Annotated in this window: 14 protein-coding genes; all 14 read right to left on the bottom strand. The window is 59.8% G+C overall.

From position 1 onward, the window contains the following. Positions 1-37: 37 nt before the first annotated feature. The gene (locus GH659_RS01785; RefSeq protein ID WP_153108988.1) at positions 38-1,648 is read right to left on the bottom strand and encodes an NAD+ synthase; all 1,611 of its coding nucleotides are present in this window, start codon (positions 1,646-1,648) and stop codon (positions 38-40) included. Positions 1,649-1,678: 30 nt separating this feature from the next. After that, positions 1,679-2,470, bottom strand: a complete 792-nt coding sequence (locus tag GH659_RS01790) for a 3'-5' exonuclease (protein WP_153108989.1) — start codon at positions 2,468-2,470, stop codon at positions 1,679-1,681. A gap of 15 nt (positions 2,471-2,485) precedes the next feature. After that, positions 2,486-3,391, bottom strand: coding sequence for a cysteine synthase CysM (gene cysM / locus GH659_RS01795; RefSeq protein WP_153108990.1), 906 nt, complete (start codon positions 3,389-3,391; stop codon positions 2,486-2,488). Further along, a complete protein-coding gene (rfaD, locus tag GH659_RS01800) occupies positions 3,378-4,373 on the bottom strand; it encodes an ADP-glyceromanno-heptose 6-epimerase (RefSeq protein WP_153108991.1) in 996 nt (331 codons plus the stop codon). Before rfaD ends, cysM begins: the two co-directional genes overlap by 14 nt. Positions 4,374-4,382: 9 nt before the next feature. Beyond that, entirely contained in the window at positions 4,383-5,315 is a 933-nt protein-coding gene (gene rfaE1 / locus GH659_RS01805) for a D-glycero-beta-D-manno-heptose-7-phosphate kinase (RefSeq protein WP_153108992.1), read from the bottom strand. 34 nt (positions 5,316-5,349) lie between these two features. Then, positions 5,350-6,516, bottom strand: coding sequence for a lipopolysaccharide assembly protein LapB (gene lapB / locus GH659_RS01810; RefSeq protein ID WP_153109056.1), 1,167 nt, complete (start codon positions 6,514-6,516; stop codon positions 5,350-5,352). 40 nt (positions 6,517-6,556) lie between these two features. After that, on the bottom strand, positions 6,557-6,826 hold the full coding sequence (locus GH659_RS01815; protein ID WP_153108993.1) for a LapA family protein: 270 nt from the start codon (positions 6,824-6,826) through the stop codon (positions 6,557-6,559). 72 nt (positions 6,827-6,898) lie between these two features. Further along, positions 6,899-7,192, bottom strand: coding sequence for an integration host factor subunit beta (locus tag GH659_RS01820; RefSeq protein ID WP_153108994.1), 294 nt, complete (start codon positions 7,190-7,192; stop codon positions 6,899-6,901). Between the two features lie 9 nt (positions 7,193-7,201). After that, positions 7,202-8,881 (bottom strand): 30S ribosomal protein S1, encoded by a 1,680-nt coding sequence (gene rpsA / locus GH659_RS01825; RefSeq protein ID WP_211364067.1) that lies wholly within the window; start codon positions 8,879-8,881, stop codon positions 7,202-7,204. Between the two features lie 213 nt (positions 8,882-9,094). Beyond that, positions 9,095-11,035 carry a bifunctional 3-phosphoshikimate 1-carboxyvinyltransferase/cytidylate kinase gene (locus GH659_RS01830; RefSeq protein ID WP_153108996.1) on the bottom strand — a complete coding sequence of 647 codons (1,941 nt, stop codon included), beginning with the start codon at positions 11,033-11,035 and terminating at the stop codon, positions 9,095-9,097. Positions 11,036-11,038: 3 nt separating this feature from the next. Continuing rightward, entirely contained in the window at positions 11,039-11,923 is an 885-nt protein-coding gene (locus GH659_RS01835; RefSeq protein ID WP_153108997.1) for a prephenate dehydrogenase, read from the bottom strand. Further along, complete coding sequence (gene hisC / locus GH659_RS01840; RefSeq protein WP_153108998.1) at positions 11,920-13,029, bottom strand: histidinol-phosphate transaminase; 1,110 nt, start codon at positions 13,027-13,029, stop codon at positions 11,920-11,922. Before hisC ends, GH659_RS01835 begins: the two co-directional genes overlap by 4 nt. 38 nt (positions 13,030-13,067) lie before the next feature. Further along, entirely contained in the window at positions 13,068-14,159 is a 1,092-nt protein-coding gene (gene pheA / locus GH659_RS01845; protein WP_153108999.1) for a prephenate dehydratase, read from the bottom strand. A gap of 17 nt (positions 14,160-14,176) precedes the next feature. Beyond that, positions 14,177-16,807, bottom strand: a complete 2,631-nt coding sequence (gene gyrA / locus GH659_RS01850; RefSeq protein WP_153109000.1) for a DNA gyrase subunit A — start codon at positions 16,805-16,807, stop codon at positions 14,177-14,179. Positions 16,808-16,956 lie beyond the last annotated feature (149 nt).

Genomic DNA, 16,956 nt, shown 5'->3' on the forward strand with positions numbered 1-16,956 from the left:
TCCGGAAAAACGGGACGAATCGTACCAGAAATTTTGTTCAGTATGGATCAGCGTAGCGGTTGGTGATCGGGTAGCGCCAGTCCTTGCCGAAGCCGCGCGGCGTCACGCGGATACCGACCGGCGCCTGACGCCGCTTGTACTCGCTGATTTTGAGCAGACGCACGACGCGCCGGACATCGGCTTCATCATAACCGCTGGCGATGATCTCGCGCGGGCTAATGTCGCGCTCCATGTAGGCTTCGATGATCGCGTCGAGAACCTCGTAAGGCGGCAAGCTGTCCTGATCGGTCTGGCCCGGCTTCAGCTCAGCCGACGGCGGACGTGTGATGATGCGTTCGGGAATCACTTCGCCCACCGTATTGCGCCAGCGCGAAAGGCGATAAACGAGCGTCTTGGCGATGTCCTTGATCACCGCGAAACCACCGGCCATGTCGCCGTAGAGCGTGCAGTAGCCAACGGCCATTTCCGACTTGTTGCCGGTCGTCAGCACCAACGAACCGCTCTTGTTGGAAAGCGCCATCAGGATCATGCCGCGAATGCGCGCCTGCAGGTTTTCTTCGGTCGTGTCGGACGGCAGGCCGGCAAATTCCTTTTCCAGCATGGCAGAAAAGACCTGCATCGCCGGCTCGATCGGAATCTCGTCGTAGCGCACGCCGAGACGGTGAATCATGTCACGCGAATCGTCGAGACTGATGTCGGCCGTATACGGCGAGGGCATCATCACAGCACGCACTTTTTCCGGCCCCAGCGCGTCGACGGCGACGGCCAGCGTCAGCGCCGAATCGATACCGCCAGACAGACCGATGATCGCACCGGGAAAACCGTTCTTGCCGAGGTAATCGCGCACGCCGAGCACAAGCGCCTGATAGACCTCGGCCTCGACACACGACTCCAGCTCCTGCGATCCAGGGCGCAAGTCGCTGCCATCGTATTCGACAACCTCCAGCGCCTCTTCGAATTTGGCAAGCTGGCAAACAACGTTTCCTTTTCTATCGAGGGCGAACGAACCGCCATCGAACACCAGTTCGTCCTGGCCACCCACCTGATTGACGTAAATCATCGACAGGCCGGTACTGGCCAGGCGATCGCGCAAAACCTGCGTCCGCAGCCCCTGTTTGCCGATGTGGTAGGGCGACGCATTGAGCACCAGCAGAATTTCCGCACCCGCCGCCTGCGCCAGATCGGCCGGCCCCTCGACCCAGACATCCTCGCAGATGTTGATGCCGCAACGCACGCCGTTGAACGTCACGACACACGGCGTATCGCCCGTGTCGAAATAGCGCTTTTCGTCGAACACTTCGTAATTCGGCAGCCGTTGCTTGCAGTACGTGGCAACCCGCTTCCCGTCACTGATCAGCGTCGCCGCGTTGAAGCGCCGCCCATGCTGCAGGAGAGGATGCCCGACCAACAGCGAAATGCCATCCAGTCTGGCCGCCAACGCATCAAGCTCCTGTTCGCAGCTGGCGTAGAAATCGTCGCGCAGCAGCAAATCTTCGGGTGGATAACCGCACAACCCCAACTCGGGCGTCACCACGAGATCGGCGCCCAGCGTTTTCGCCCGCTTGGCAAAATCGAGGATGCGCGCCGCATTGCCGGCCAGATCGCCGACAGTAGCGTTGATTTGAGCGATTGCAATCTTGAGAGACATGAACGTGGCTCTAATTGAAAGGAAACGGCGTCAGGCCGCAGGCCAGGCGGCGAGGAATTCGCGCCAATGCGGCTTGTCGAGCCGCCCCAGCTCATCGCGCACGAAGGCGATTTCAGCCTCGTATTCAGCCCGCGCCATTTCGCCGCGCATGAGGCGGAAGCGCAACGCGACAAGATAGGTGTTCATCACATCGGTCTCGCAGTAATCGCGAATTCCCGCGATCTCGCCTTGCGACCAGGCCTCCCAGACCTTGCTGCCGTCCATGCCCAGCTTGCCCGGAAAACCGATCAACTTGGCCAGATCGTCGAGCGGCGCGTTGGCGCGCGGCTGATACATCGCCAACAGGTCCATCAGGTCGAGATGGCGCATGTGATAGCGGCTGATGTAGTTGTTCCACTTGAAGTCACGGCTGTCACCGTAGTCACCATCGCCGAGATCCCAGTAGCGCGGAGCCACGACACCGTGGATCAGGCCGCGATAGTGCAGTACCGGTAGATCGAACCCTCCGCCGTTCCAGGACACCAGTTGCGGCGTGAACTTTTCGATGCCATCGAAGAAGCGCTGGATGATTTCGCCTTCGCTTTGTTCCGGCTCGGCCAGCGACCAGACGCGCAGATCCTTGCCGGCGCGCAGCACGCAGGAAATGACGGCGACGCGCTGCAGGTAGTGCGGCAGGAAGTCGCTGCCGTTCTGCGCCCGCCGCTGCTGGAAGGCGAGTTCCGCCACTTCCGCATCGGACAACGCAGGATCGAGGTCGTGCAAACGGCGCAAACCCGGCACGTCGGGAATGGTTTCGATATCGAAGACGAGTACGGGAAGCATAAAGAATCTACCTGATCAGGCGGGAAAAACGCCGGTCGACAAATAGCGGTCGCCGCGGTCGCAGACGATACTGACGATCGTGGCATTTTCCAGCTCGTTCGCCAAGCGCAGCGCGACCGCCATCGCGCCGCCCGATGAAATACCGGCGAAGATACCCTCTTCCCGCGCCAGACGACGGGTCATTTCCTCGGCATCGGCTTGCGACACGGATTCGATACGATCGATGAGGGAACGGTCGAAAATCTTCGGCAGGTAGGCTTCCGGCCATTTGCGGATGCCGGGAATCTGCGAACCGTCTTCGGGCTGGCAACCGACGATGCAAATCGCCGGATTCTGTTCCTTGAGATAACGCGCCGAGCCCATGATCGTGCCGGTCGTGCCCATGCTGCTGACGAAATGGGTCACACGCCCTTCCGTCTCGCGCCAGATTTCCGGGCCGGTGCCCTCGTAATGGGCCAGCGGATTGTCCTGATTGGCGAACTGGTCGAGGATGATGCCGCGCCCCTCGTCGCGCATTTTTTCGGCGACGTCACGCGCCAGTTCCATGCCGCCACTCACTGGTGTCAGCACCAGCTCGGCGCCATAGGCACGCATCGTCTGGCGGCGCTCGACGCTCTGGTTTTCCGGCATGACAAGGATCATGCGATAGCCCATGATCGCCGCCGCCATCGCCAGCGCGATGCCGGTATTGCCGGATGTCGCCTCAATCAGCGTGTCACCCGGCTTGATGTCGCCGCGCTGCTCGGCACGCCGAACCATCGACAGCGCCGGTCGATCCTTGACCGAACCGGCCGGGTTGTTGCCTTCGAGCTTGGCCAGGATGACATTGCCGCGCGCCGCGATGGCCACGCCGGGCAAGCGTTTCAGCTGGACGAGCGGCGTGCCGCCAACGAAATCTTCGAGTGTCTTATACACGGGCATTCAACCATTGAACGTATTCGGAAACGCCCTCGTCGACGCTGGCAAACGGTGCCGCATAGCCGGCCGCCCGCAGCTTGGTCAGATCGGCTTGCGTGAAGCTCTGGTATTTGCCCTTGAGCGCCTCGGGGAATGGAACGTATTCGATGAATCCCTGCTGCAGGAGTTCCGTCAGCGACTGCTTCGGCGCGCCTTCGAGCGCCCGGCAGGCATTGACGTTGGCGACGGCGAGTTCGTTGAAGCTCTGCGCGCGTCCGGTACCGAGATTGAAGATGCCCGACTGCTCCGGATGATCGAGGAAGAACAGATTGACCTTCGCCACGTCACCAACGTAAACGAAATCACGCTTTTGCTCACCGTTGGCGTAGCCTTCGCAGCCTTCGAACAAGCGTACCTTGCGCTCGGCGCGGAACTGGTTGAAGTGATGAAAAGCGACTGAGGCCATCCGCCCCTTGTGCGTCTCGCGTGAGCCGTAGACGTTGAAATAGCGGAAGCCGACGATCTGGGCCGTCGCGCCCGGCAGGCGCTGACGAACAATCTGGTCAAAGAGGAATTTCGAGTAGCCGTAGACGTTGAGCGGGGCCTCGAACTGGCGCTCCTCGCGGAATTCACTGCTGCCGCCATAGGTGGCCGCGCTGGAAGCATAGAGGAACTGCACGCTCTGCGCCTGACACCAGTCGAGCAAGGCCAGCGAGTAGCGGTAGTTGTTCTCCATCATGTAGCGCCCGTCGCCTTCCATGGTGTCGGAACAGGCACCTTCGTGGAAGACGGCCTTGACGGCACCATCGAACTGGCCACTGAGCAAGCGTTCCAGAAACGCATCCTTGTCGAAATAATCAGCGATTTCGCAATCGACGAGATTCTTGAATTTTTCCGCGCGCTTCAGGTTGTCGACGGCGATGATCCTGGTAACGCCGCGCTCGTTCAGCGCCTTGACGATGTTCGATCCAATAAAGCCAGCCGCGCCGGTCACAATGATGTACATGATTTTTCCTCAGCTCAAAGCGTTTTCGAGTTCTTCGCGGGTAACGACAGCCGTCCCCAGCTTACCGACGACAATACCGGCCGCGACGTTGGCAATGTGAATCGCTCGCGCCCAATCGTCGCCCCTCGCCAGCATGACGCCGAGCGTGGCGATGACGGTATCGCCGGCGCCGGAAACGTCGAACACTTCACGCGCTACGGCCTTCTCATGGATCACGCCGCCATCATGGAAGAGCGACATGCCCTCTTCGCTGCGCGTCACCAGCAAGGCATCAAGCGCCAGCCTCGCGCGAAGACCATCGGCTTTGCTCTGCAATTCCGCCTCGTCCTTCCAGCGTCCAGCCACCTCGCGCATTTCGGAGCGGTTCGGCGTAATCACCGTCGCCCCGGCATAGGCCGAATAATCGTCGCCCTTCGGATCGACGAGGACGATCTTGCCCGCCGTGCGGGCCAGCCGGATCATTTCGCTGATGTGCGTCAGGCCGCCTTTGCCGTAATCGGAAAAAATCACGGCATCGCAATCGGGCAGACGCTGCTCGAATTCTGCCAGCTTGGCGCGCAAAACCTCGTGCGACGGTTGCGTTTCAAAGTCAATGCGCAGCAATTGCTGTTGTCGCCCGATGACACGCAATTTGACCGTCGTCGCCACTTCGTCGTCTACATGCAGGCTGGCATCAACCCCTTCGGCTTCAATGAGACGCTGCAGACTCTCGCCCGCCTCATCCCGGCCAACGAGCGCCAGCAACGAAACTCGCGCCCCCAGCGCCGCCGCATTGCGCGCCACATTCGCCGCGCCGCCGGGGCGTTCCTCGCTACGCTCGACCTTGACCACGGGTACGGGCGCCTCCGGCGAGATGCGCGACACGTCGCCAAACCAGTAACGATCGAGCATGACATCGCCGACAACGAGCAAGCGGACGCCCCAAACATCTCCTAGCTGCATGAACACTTTCCTTGATTCATGACCTCACGCTCCTTCAAAGCGCCTGATCGAACTCTTCCGTCCGCTTCGGCGAGTAGGTCTCCCAACCGCCACAAGCCGGGCAACGCCAGTAGAACTGGCGTGCCTTGAAGCCGCAATTATCGCATCGATAACGCGCCAGACGGCGGGTGTAACCCTGCACGATGCTCTTGGCCAGGTCGAGGTCGGCACGGTTTTCGGCCGGCACAATCAAAGCCCTCGCCTCGATCAGCTTGTCGAGTCCAAGCAACGTTGGGTTGCGCTTCAGCTCCTCGCGCAGCAGCGTGTAGGCAGCTTCAGCCCCCTCCCCCTCGAGCACCAGTTGGAAAACAACATCGAGCAGGTCGAGCGACGGGTAGCGCTCAAGATAGCCGCGCAGCAGTTGCAAGCCCTCATTACGGCGCTCCAGCTTGCGGAAGGCGTCGAGTAGACGTTGCGCGACCAGTGCCAGGTAGGGCGGATCCTGCTGCTCGATCCGCAGCCAGCAAGCGATGGCCGCGTCGTAGTTCTCCCGCTGAATTTCGATGTCGCCCTGCAGCAAGCTGGCCCGGACGCATTTCCGGTTGCTCTCGAGAGCCGTCTTCAGATAATCGGCCGCCGAATCGTAACGGGAGCGAATGAGTTCGGCCGCCGCGAGTTCACAGTAGTACTCGGCAATTTCTTTCTGCGTCGCCAGGGCTGGCAATTCTGCCGCGATCGCGATGGCCTTCTCCCAATCCTTCTCCAGCTGATAGATTTCCAGCAGATTGCGCTTGGCTTCTTCGGCCAAGGCGGACGTACATAGTTTGTTGTAGATTTCCTCGGCCCGATCGAGCAGTCCGGCTTTCAGGTAGTCCTGCCCGAGTTCGGACATCGCCTGAAGCTTCAGGTCTTCCGGCAAATCTTCCCGGTCGATCAGCGTCTGGTGCATGCGAATGGCTCGCTCGGTCTCGCCGCGGCGGCGAAAAAGACTGCCGAGGGCAAAATGCAGTTCGACGGTCTGAGGATCCACCTTCACTGCCTCGACAAACGCCTCGACGGCCCGATCCTGCTGTTCGTTGAGCAGGAAATTCAGCCCCTGAAAATAGGAGCGTGGCAACGACCGCGATTCTTTGACCAGATGGCGGATATCAATGCGGGCTGCAGCCCAGCCAAGCCCGAAGAACAGCGGAAAGAAAAGAAGCTGCCAGTATTCAAGTTCAATCATGTGATCAAAAGATCCACGTAAGGATTTTCCTTATCGACTACGCGTCAGCACGCCGCGCATCCTGAAACTGCTGAAGTTGCCGTTTCACAGCGGACAATTCGCGGCGAAGTCCGAGCAATGTCCCAAGAAGCGAAAACACCCCCAGGACGGCACCGAAAGCAAAGAAGGCGAGGACAATGATAATCAGCGGCGCCTGCCAAACCGCATCAAAAAAGAACCGGATGCTGACCGTCTCGGTGTTCTTGAGTGCAAATGCCAGCAGGAACAAAAAAATGACGATTCGAATCGCCCAGAGCGCGCCTCGCATTCTCAATGCCTCCCAAAGAAAAGGGCGGCAACTTGCGTTGCCGCCCTTTTTACTCTAACACAGCTTGGTCACTCAGACCGCTTGCAGCGCACTATCAACACGTTCTCGCAATTCCTTGCCAGCCTTGAAATGCGGCACCCATTTTTCCGGGACATCGACCTTATCCCCGGACTTCGGGTTCCGGCCGACGCGAGGCGGTCGATAGTTCAGCGAGAAACTGCCGAACCCTCGAATCTCGATGCGATCCCCTTTGACCAAAGCCTCGGACATCGCATCCAGAATCATCTTGACCGCAAAATCGGCGTCTTTCGCAACCAGCTGGGGAAAACGCTCCGCCAGCCGGGCGACCAGATCTGACTTGGTCATGCCGAGACCTTATTGCTGGCTGTTCAGCTTGGCCTTAAGCAGAGCACCAAGATTGGTTGTACCGGCACTGGCACTGCTCTCGGCCGAGAACTTCTGCATTGCTTCGTGTTGCTCAGCCTGATCCTTGGCTTTGATCGACAGGTTGATCGAACGGGTCTTGCGATCGATATTGATGATCATCGCTTCGACTTCGTCGCCTTCCTTGTAAACCTTGGTCAGATCGTCGATACGATCGCGCGACACTTCGGAAGCGCGCAGGTAGCCGTCCATATCGCCTTCCAGCGTGACAACTGCACCGCGAGCATCAACCGACTTGATCGTGCCCTTGACGATGGCGTTCTTCTCGTGGGTAGCGATGAAGCTGGTGTAAGGATCGCCGTCGAGCTGCTTGATGCCGAGGGAGATACGCTCTTTCTCGGTATCGATGGCCAGAACGACTGCCTCGACTTCGTCACCCTTCTTGAAGTTGCGGATGGCTTCTTCGCCCGCCACCGACCAGGAGAGGTCGGACAGGTGAACCAGACCATCGATACCGCCCGGCAGACCGATGAACACACCGAAGTCGGTGATCGACTTGATGGCGCCCTTCACCTTGTCGCCCTTCTTGTGGTTCATCGCGAAATCGTCCCACGGATTGGCAACACACTGCTTCATGCCGAGGGAGATACGACGACGCTCTTCGTCGATTTCGAGGATCATGACTTCGACTTCGTCGCCGAGCTGGACAACCTTCGACGGATGAACGTTCTTGTTCGTCCAGTCCATTTCGGAAACGTGCACCAGACCTTCGATACCCTGTTCGATTTCAACGAATGCACCGTAGTCGGTCAGGTTGGTCACCTTGCCAAACAGGCGGGTGCTCTGCGGGTAGCGGCGTGCAATGCCAACCCACGGATCTTCGCCGAGCTGCTTGAGGCCGAGCGAAACACGATTCTTGTCCTGATCGAACTTGAGAATCTTGGCCTGCACTTCGTCGCCCACGGCCAGAACTTCGGACGGGTGACGGACACGGCGCCAGGCCAGATCGGTAATGTGCAACAGACCATCGATGCCGCCGAGATCGACGAATGCACCGTAGTCGGTGATGTTCTTGACGACGCCCTTGACGATGCTGCCTTCCTTGAGGTTCGACAGCAGCGCTTCGCGCTCTTCACCGGCGCTGGCTTCAAGAACGGCGCGACGCGAAACGACAACGTTGTTACGCTTGCGGTCGAGCTTGATGACCTTGAATTCGAAGGTCTTGCCTTCGTACGGCGTGGTGTCCTTGACCGGACGCAGATCAACGAGGGAGCCCGGGAGGAAGGCACGGACGCTGTTGGCCATGACGGTGAGGCCGCCCTTGACCTTGCCGGTAATCGTACCGGTCACGAGCGAACCGTCGTTCAATGCCATTTCGAGGGCATTCCATGCGGCAACACGCTTGGCGCGGTCGCGCGAGAGGCGAGTTTCGCCGAAACCATTTTCGAGTTGCTCAATAGCAACCTGTACAAAATCGCCAACGTTGACTTCGATTTCGCCCTGATCACTCAGAAACTCTTCACGATCGATGTAGCTTTCGGACTTCAGCCCGGCATTGACGACCACAAAATTCTGGTCGATGCGCACGACCTCGGCGGTGATAACCTCACCTTGGCGCATTTCCTGGCGCGCGAGGCTGGCTTCAAAAAGATCGGCGAAATTTTCTTGCATGGTGGGATTGGCAGACATAAGAGAGATTAAAAACCGCAAAGCGGCGGGTTAAGTTAAAAAACAGCCACCGGCCGAAACGTCCCGCTTGACGACGGACAAACCAGAAAAGGCTACCCGACAAGCATTCAATCCAAAGGATGTAGAACTGGAGGGACGTCGAAATACGAACCGGCAACACCAGGAACGGCTCGGGAACACCCCGAACCACTCTTGCTACGAGGCCATCTTGCTCCACGCCAAAACGCGTTCCACAGTGTTTTCTATGGACAGGTCGGACGTATCAAGCAAATTGGCATCTGCACTTTGCTGAAGCGGCGCGACACTTCGTTGACTATCACGCTCGTCACGTGCGCGCAGATCCAGCAAAATAGGCTCGATATTAGCAGGCATTCCCTTGTCGATCAACTGCTTATAGCGCCTTTTAGCACGCACCTCGACGCTGGCCGTCAGGAATATCTTGGTGCCGGCGTCGGGGAAAACGACCGATCCCATATCGCGACCATCGGCAACCAGCCCCGGCGCCCGCCTGAACATTCGTTGCCGGAAAAGCAACGCGGCTCGTACAGCCGGCAACGCGGCCACCAGCGAGGCACCGGAAGAAATCTCTTCCGTGCGGATAGCCTCACCCACTTCTTCGCCGCCCATGCGGATCGAATCACCGGAAAATTCCACATCAAGTCCGGCCGCGATCCCGGCAACCGCCGCTTCGTCAGACCAGGCCACGCCGGCACGCTGCGCCGCCAAGGCAGTGAGGCGATAAAGCGCGCCGGAATCGAGGAAATGCCATCCCAGCACGGAGGCAACACGCGCGGCAATCGTTCCTTTACCGGACGCTGACGGCCCGTCGATGGCGATCACCGGAACCGGCTGAGTCACGCCAGCAAAGCGCTCGAAATAATCGGGAAACGTCTTCGCCACACACCCCGGCTCATTCACGCGCAAAGGCGCCCCGAAGCTGGCAAGCGAGAAACACATCGCCATCCGGTGATCGTCGTAGGTATCGATGCCGCAAACCGGCGACAGCAACGCACCACGGGGAGCGATCCGGATGTAATCCGCCCCCTCCTCGACGTCGGCCCCAAGCTTGCGCAACTCGTTCGCCATGGCGGCAATGCGGTCAGTCTCCTTGACGCGCCAGCTGGCGATGTTTTTCAACGTTGTTGGCCCGTCGGCAAACAGCGCTGCGGTCGCCAGGGTCATGGCCGCATCCGGGATGTGATTGCAATCGAGTTCGACCCCCTTCAAGGCGCCGGAAACGGGAGCACTGGCCTCAATCCAGTTCGGCCCCATTTCGACGCGCGCCCCCATCAGCGCCAGCGCCTCGGCAAAGCGCACGTCGCCCTGAATCGAATCGCGCCCCACCCCTTTGACACGCAACGGCCCCTTGCCGATCGCGCCGAGAGCGAGGAAGTAAGAGGCCGAAGAAGCATCCCCTTCGACATAAACGACGCCGGGGGAACGGTAAACGCTGCCAGCCGGCACAACGAACCGCTGCCAGCCATCACGCACCACCTGCACGCCGAAACGCGCCATGGTCGCCAGGGTGATCTCGATGTACGGCTTGGAGATCAATTCGCCCACGACTTCGATCGTTGCCTCGACCCCGGTCAACGGCAAGGCCATCAACAACCCGGTCAGGAACTGGCTGGAGACATCGCCCCGTATTTTCACCACGCCGCCAGGACGAATCTCGGCAGGACGAATCTCAAGTGGCGGAAAGCCTTCCTTCTCGAGACAAGTGACATCGGCGCCGACCTGACGCAACGCATCGACGAGATCGCCGATCGGGCGCTCATGCATGCGCGGGATGCCCGTCAGCGTGTAGTGCCCACCGGCCAGCGCCAGCGTCGCCGTCAGTGAGCGAAACGCGGTGCCGGCGTTGCCCAGAAACAGACTGGCTTGCTTTACCGGAAAATCGCCGCCAATACCGCTTACCCGATACGCATGATCGCCCAGTGCTTCCACGCCGACGCCGAGCACGGCAAGGGCCTCAAGCATTCGCGCCGTATCGTCAGACTCGAGCAAATCCCGAACTTCGGTGACACCTTCCGCCAGCGCCGCCAGCAGCAAAACCCGATTGGAGATACTTTTCGACCCGGGCAAGCGCACCATCCCTTGCGCCGAAAGCAGTTCCGGCAGATCAATATAGTCCATGTCTTACTTTGCCTTGCCTTCCGCCCAGGCGCGCCGCGCTGTCCGGGCAACATCAAATGTCTTTTCAAGCGCCGCCCCATCATCCTTCTGCAGGGCATCGCGCAATTCATCGAGTTGCGCCCGATAGCGGTCGAGTTCCTCGACCAGCGCCACACGATTGGCGAGACAAATATCCCGCCACATTTCCGGATGGCTCGCCGCGATCCGCGTGAAATCGCGAAAACCGCTTGCCGCGAAGCTGAAAAACAGCTCGCTGTTCTCACGCACCGCCAGATCGTGGACCAGCGCAAACGACAACAGGTGCGGCAAATGACTGACTGCCGCAAAAACGCGGTCGTGCTCGCTGGAAGAGAGTTCATGCACCTGTGCGCCGCACAATTCCCAAGCCCGGCGCACCCTGGCGACGTTATGCGCAGAATTTTCGGAAACCGGCGTCAGCACAACCTTCTTGTCGCGATAAAGATCGGCCCGCGCGGCCGCTGCGCCACTGTTCTCCGCCCCGGCAATCGGATGTGCCGGGACGAACTGCCCCACCTTCGCGCCGAAATGTTCGCGGGCGGCCGCGACGACATCCGCCTTCGTGCTCCCACCATCGGTCACGACGGTCTGCGGCCCGAGATACGGTGCAATCCGCGACATGATCTCGGGCATCTGACCGACAGGCGTGGCGATCAGCACGAGATCAGCGTCAACCACCTCCTGCCCCGGGTTGGCACCGACACGATCGATGATGCCAAGATGGAGCGCCTCGGTCAGCGTCACGAGGCTACGCCCAAAGCCGACGACCTCTCCGACCTGAGCAGCCGCCTTCAGCCCCAGCGCGAACGAGCCGCCGATCAGGCCGACGCCGAAAACGACGACCTTGCCGAATTCAGGCCGGCTGTTCATCCCGCGTGGCCTACCGCGGTAATAGCTTTCTCCAGCGCAGCGAGGAAGCGCTGATTCTCAACTTCGGTGCCGATGGTGACGCGCAGCCATTCAGGCATGCCGTAACCGGCGATCGGGCGCACGATAACGCCTTGCTGCAACAGCTTCTCATTCACGGCCGCCGCATTGCCGGCCTTGAAAGTGAGGAAGTTGCCGCCCGAGGGAATATGACCAAGATCCAGCCGCTGGAGTCCGGAGAGGATTTGCTCCATGCCCGCCCGGTTAAGTTCATAACTGCGCTTGACGAACTCGTGATCATCAAGCGCCGCCGTCGCCGCAGCCAGCGCGAGGTTGTTGCAATTGAACGGCTGACGGACGCGGTTCATCAGATCGGCAATTTCGGCCGACGCCAGCGCGTAGCCGATCCGCAATCCGGCCAGTCCGTAAATCTTGGAGAACGTGCGGGTGACGACAAGATTCGGGAATTCGGAAAGCCAACCGGAGATATCGACGCGATCCGCCGGGGGAAGGTATTCGTTGTACGCCTCGTCGATAACGACGATCACATCGGCCGGGACGGACTGCAGAAACGCTTTGAGCTGCGGATACGGCAGGAAAGTGCCGGTCGGATTGTTCGGGTTGGCTATCCAGACGAGGCGGGTATCCGGTCGAATGGCCGCACGCATGGCATCAAGATCATGTCCGAAGTCTTTGGCCGACACGGCAATGAGTTCGGCCCCGACCGACAGCGAGGCGAGCGGATAGACGGCAAAGGCGTGCTGCGAGAAAACCGTCGAGCGACCGGGCGCCAAATAGACACGGGCAATCATGTCGAGCACGTCGTTCGACCCGTTACCCAGTACGACCTGCCCGACCGGCACACCGGTATGGTGGGCCAGTGCGGCCTTGAGCTCGAAGTCATCGGGGTAGCGTTCCAGCGAACCGACCGCCTGCTCGACGGCGACCTTCGCCTTCGGGCTCATGCCAAGCGGATTCTCATTGGAAGCGAGTTTGACGATCTGGTCGACCGCAATGCCCATCTCGCGGGCCAATTGCGTAATCGGCTTGCCCGGCTGGTAGGGCGAAATGGCGCGAACGTAAGGCAACGACTGATCACAAAGTGCCATGGACTTTCCTCAGAAAAATTGAAATGTTCTGTGCGATATCAATAAACGGCCACGGGGTAGGAACCAAGTATTTTCAAGTAAGCGGCCCGCTTTTCCAGCTCGGCCAGCGCGGCGGCCACACCCGGTTCTACGCGGTGCCCGTCGATATCGACGAAAAATACGTATTCCCACAATGTGTGCCGCGCCGGTCGCGATTCGAGCCGGGTCAACGACACACCATGTTCCGAAAACGGCGCCAGCAGGTTGCATAGCGAACCGGTCTTGTTGGCCGCCGACATGATCAGCGACGTTTTGTCTCGACCGGACGGCCCGGTTTCCTGACGGCCCAGAACGACAAAGCGCGTCGTGTTGTTCGGCTCATCCTCGATGCAATTGGCCAGCACCGGCAATTGATAGCGTTCGGCCGCCGCCTCGCCGGCGATTGCCGCCGCGCCGGCCTCACTTGCGGCAAGCTGCGCCGCCTGCGCATTGCTGCCCACTGAGATGCGCTGCGCTCCCGGCAAGGAGCGGTTCAGCCATTCGTGACATTGCGCCAAAGACTGCGCATGCGAATAAACCTTGGTAATGCGGTCGAGCGAATCCTCCTTGGACAGCAAATGCTGATGGATACGCAGCACCACTTCTCCGCACACTTTCAACGAACTTGTCATCAGCAGGTCGAGCGTGCGCCCGATCGCGCCTTCAGTCGAATTTTCGATCGGCACCACGGCGTGGTCGGCATGCCCCGCTTCGACCTCGCGGAATACGTCGTCAATCGAAGCCTGCGGCTGAAGGTTACCGGCGTGGCCGAAATGCTTGGTCGCCGCACTTTCGGAAAACGTACCGAGCGGGCCGAGGAAGGCCACGCCGAGCGGCCGCTCCAGCGACAGGCAGGCCGACATCACTTCCCGGAAGAACCAGGTCACGCTGTCGTCTGACAACGGCCCAGGGTTCATTTGCTGAATGCGGCGCAAAATCTGCGCTTCGCGCTCCGGACGATAGATAAAACCGGCCTCGCCATGTTCGGCCTTGATTTCGCCAACCCGCTGCGCGCAGCGGGCCCGGCGGTTCAGCAAATCGAGCAACTGGGCATCAATGCCGTCTATTTCGGTTCGAACGATCGACAGTTGCTGGTGAAGCTCATCGCTCATGATATTGGCTTTCCTGATTATTCCTGTATGGGAGCTGAATCATCGCTGGCGGCATCATTCCCCTCCGGGCTGCCTTCTTCGCCGCCATCATCGTGCTCGTCATCCGACTCCACGATCTTTTCGAGCCCCGCAAGCTTTTCGCCCGGATCGAGCGCAATCAGCGTCACGCCCTGCGTCGCCCGGCCCAGTTCGCGAATTTCATGCACGCGGGTTCGGATCAGCACACCGCCGGTCGTGATCAGCATGATTTCGTCCTCATCCTTGACGAGACGGGCCGCGACGACCTTGCCGTTGCGCTCGCTGGCGGCAATGGCGATGACGCCTTGCGTACCGCGCCCCGAATGGCGGAAATCAGCCAGCACCGTGCGCTTGCCGTAGCCGTTCTCAGTGGCCACCAGCACCGTTTCCTGGTGGTTCTCGGCCACCAGCAAGGACAACACCTGCTGCCCCGCGCCAAGCTTCATGCCGCGCACACCGCGCGCCGTACGGCCCATCGGGCGCACGTCTTCCTCGTCGAACCAGACCGCCTTGCCGGCGTCGGAAACTAGAATGATGTCCTGCGTGCCGTTGGTTACTTCGACGCCAATCAGGTAATCGTCCTCGTCCAGTTCGACCGCAATGATGCCGGCCTTGCGCGGGTTAGAGAAAGCGGAAAGCGGCGTTTTCTTCACCGTCCCCTGTGTCGTACACATGAAGATGAAACGGTCTTCCACAAACTCCTTGATCGACAGGATGGCGTTGATTTTCTCCCCCTCTTCGAGCGGGAACATATTGACGATCGGCTTGCCACGGCTGGTGCGCGTACCCTGTGGCACTTCATAAACCTTGAGCCAGTAAACGCGGCCGCGGTTCGAGAAACAGAGGATGTAGTCGTGCGTATTCGCCACAAAAAGGTGATCGACGAAATCATCTTCTTTCATCGCTGCCGCCTGTTTACCGCGCCCGCCGCGACGCTGTGCGCGGTAGTCGGCCAACGGCTGCGACTTGATGTAACCGGAATGGGAAAGCGTCACCACCATGTCTTGCGGCGTGATGAAGTCCTCAATGCCGAGGTCTTGCGTATTGAGCTCGATCTCCGAGCGGCGCTTGTCGCCAAACTGGGCGCGAATGGCGGCCAATTCTTCGGAAATGATCTCGGTGATGCGTTCCGGGCGAGCGAGAATATCCATCAGATCGGCGATATTCACCAGCAACTCGGCGAAATCGGCAACGATCTTGTCGCGCTCCAGCCCGGTCAGACGCTGCAGACGCAATTCGAGGATCGCCTGCGCTTGGGCCTCCGAAAGCAGATAGCCGTTTGACGACAGGCCGTACTCCAGCGCTAGCCCCTCCGGGCGCGTCGCATCGAGCGACGCCCGTTGCAGCATTTCGCCGACTGTGGCCGACATCCACAATTTCGCCATCAGGCCACGCCGCGCATCGGCCGGCGTCGGCGAGGCCTTGATCAGGGCAATGATCTCGTCGACGTTGTCGAGCGCCACCGCCAGACCTTCCTGAATGTGCGCCCGTTCGCGCGCCTTGCGCAATTCGTACACCGTGCGGCGGGTGATGACCTCGCGCCGGTGCGACAGGAAGCAGTCAAGCAACTGTTTGAGGTTCAGCAAGCGCGGCTGGCCGTCGACCAGCGCCACCATGTTCATGCCGAAGGTATCCTGCAACTGCGTCTGCTTGTAGAGACAGTTGAGCACGACCTCGGGCACTTCGCCACGCTTGAGTTCGATCACCACGCGCATACCGGACTTGTCGGACTCGTCGCGCAGATCGGCGATACCCTCAATTCTCTTGTCGTTGACCAGCTCGCCGATTTTTTCGAGCAAGGAGCGCTTATTTACCTGATACGGCAATTCATCGACGATGATCGCCTGACGGTCGTTGGACCCCTTGATATCCTCGACGTGCGTTCGGGCCCGCATGATCACCCGGCCGCGACCGGTGCGATACCCCTCCCGAACTCCGGTCACACCGTAGATGATGCCTGCCGTCGGAAAATCCGGCGCCGGGATGATCTCGATCAGGTCGTCTACCGACATCTCGGAATTGCGCAACAGGGCCAAACAGGCATCAATGACTTCGTTGATGTTGTGCGGGGGGATATTCGTCGCCATGCCCACCGCAATCCCCGACGAGCCATTGATCAGCAGATTCGGGATGCGCGCCGGGAGAATTAACGGCTCCTGCTCGGAACCATCGTAGTTCGGACCGAAATCGACCGTTTCTTTTTCAATGTCCGCCAGCAATTCGTGGCCGATGCGCGCCATGCGGACTTCGGTGTATCGCATCGCTGCCGCGTTATCACCATCGACCGAACCGAAGTTACCCTGCCCATCAACCAGCATGTAGCGCAGGGAAAAGTCCTGTGCCATGCGCACAATCGTGTCATAGACCGCGGTATCGCCGTGCGGATGGTATTTACCGATCACATCACCGACGACACGAGCCGACTTTTTGTAGGGCTTGTTCCAGTCGTTGCCAAGCTCGTGCATGGCAAACAGGACACGGCGATGCACCGGCTTGAGGCCGTCGCGCGCATCAGGCAAGGCGCGCCCCACGATCACGCTCATCGCATAGTCGAGATACGATCGGCGCATCTCGTCTTCGAGGCTAATGGGAAGGGTTTCCTTCGCGAAGAGTTCTACGGGGTGTTCCATACTTGTCTATCCGGAAAGTTCCAGCAAGAACCAGACTTCGGCTTTTGTTGTCGTTTGAACAAACGACGGATTCTATCACGCTGGCCGCAGCCTATTCCCGACCGGCAAGCCAAAAGGAGCCCGTAACCACAAACCCGCGCTATGCTCAC

The sequence above is a fragment of the Propionivibrio limicola genome (assembly GCF_009469695.1).
Classification (GTDB): domain Bacteria; phylum Pseudomonadota; class Gammaproteobacteria; order Burkholderiales; family Rhodocyclaceae; genus Propionivibrio; species Propionivibrio limicola.

What these genes read in the sequence shown, in the direction of transcription:
- GH659_RS01785 (WP_153108988.1), bottom strand. Translation starts at nt 1,648, where the DNA reads ATGTCTCTCAAGATTGCAATCGCTCAAATCAACGCTACTGTCGGCGAT.
- GH659_RS01790 (WP_153108989.1), bottom strand. Translation starts at nt 2,470, where the DNA reads ATGCTTCCCGTACTCGTCTTCGATATCGAAACCATTCCCGACGTGCCG.
- cysM (WP_153108990.1), bottom strand. Translation starts at nt 3,391, where the DNA reads ATGCCCGTGTATAAGACACTCGAAGATTTCGTTGGCGGCACGCCGCTC.
- rfaD (WP_153108991.1), bottom strand. Translation starts at nt 4,373, where the DNA reads ATGTACATCATTGTGACCGGCGCGGCTGGCTTTATTGGATCGAACATC.
- rfaE1 (WP_153108992.1), bottom strand. Translation starts at nt 5,315, where the DNA reads ATGCAGCTAGGAGATGTTTGGGGCGTCCGCTTGCTCGTTGTCGGCGAT.
- GH659_RS01815 (WP_153108993.1), bottom strand. Translation starts at nt 6,826, where the DNA reads ATGCGAGGCGCGCTCTGGGCGATTCGAATCGTCATTTTTTTGTTCCTG.
- GH659_RS01820 (WP_153108994.1), bottom strand. Translation starts at nt 7,192, where the DNA reads ATGACCAAGTCAGATCTGGTCGCCCGGCTGGCGGAGCGTTTTCCCCAG.
- rpsA (WP_211364067.1), bottom strand. Translation starts at nt 8,881, where the DNA reads ATGCAAGAAAATTTCGCCGATCTTTTTGAAGCCAGCCTCGCGCGCCAG.
- GH659_RS01830 (WP_153108996.1), bottom strand. Translation starts at nt 11,035, where the DNA reads ATGGACTATATTGATCTGCCGGAACTGCTTTCGGCGCAAGGGATGGTG.
- GH659_RS01835 (WP_153108997.1), bottom strand. Translation starts at nt 11,923, where the DNA reads ATGAACAGCCGGCCTGAATTCGGCAAGGTCGTCGTTTTCGGCGTCGGC.
- hisC (WP_153108998.1), bottom strand. Translation starts at nt 13,029, where the DNA reads ATGGCACTTTGTGATCAGTCGTTGCCTTACGTTCGCGCCATTTCGCCC.
- pheA (WP_153108999.1), bottom strand. Translation starts at nt 14,159, where the DNA reads ATGAGCGATGAGCTTCACCAGCAACTGTCGATCGTTCGAACCGAAATA.
- gyrA (WP_153109000.1), bottom strand. Translation starts at nt 16,807, where the DNA reads ATGGAACACCCCGTAGAACTCTTCGCGAAGGAAACCCTTCCCATTAGC.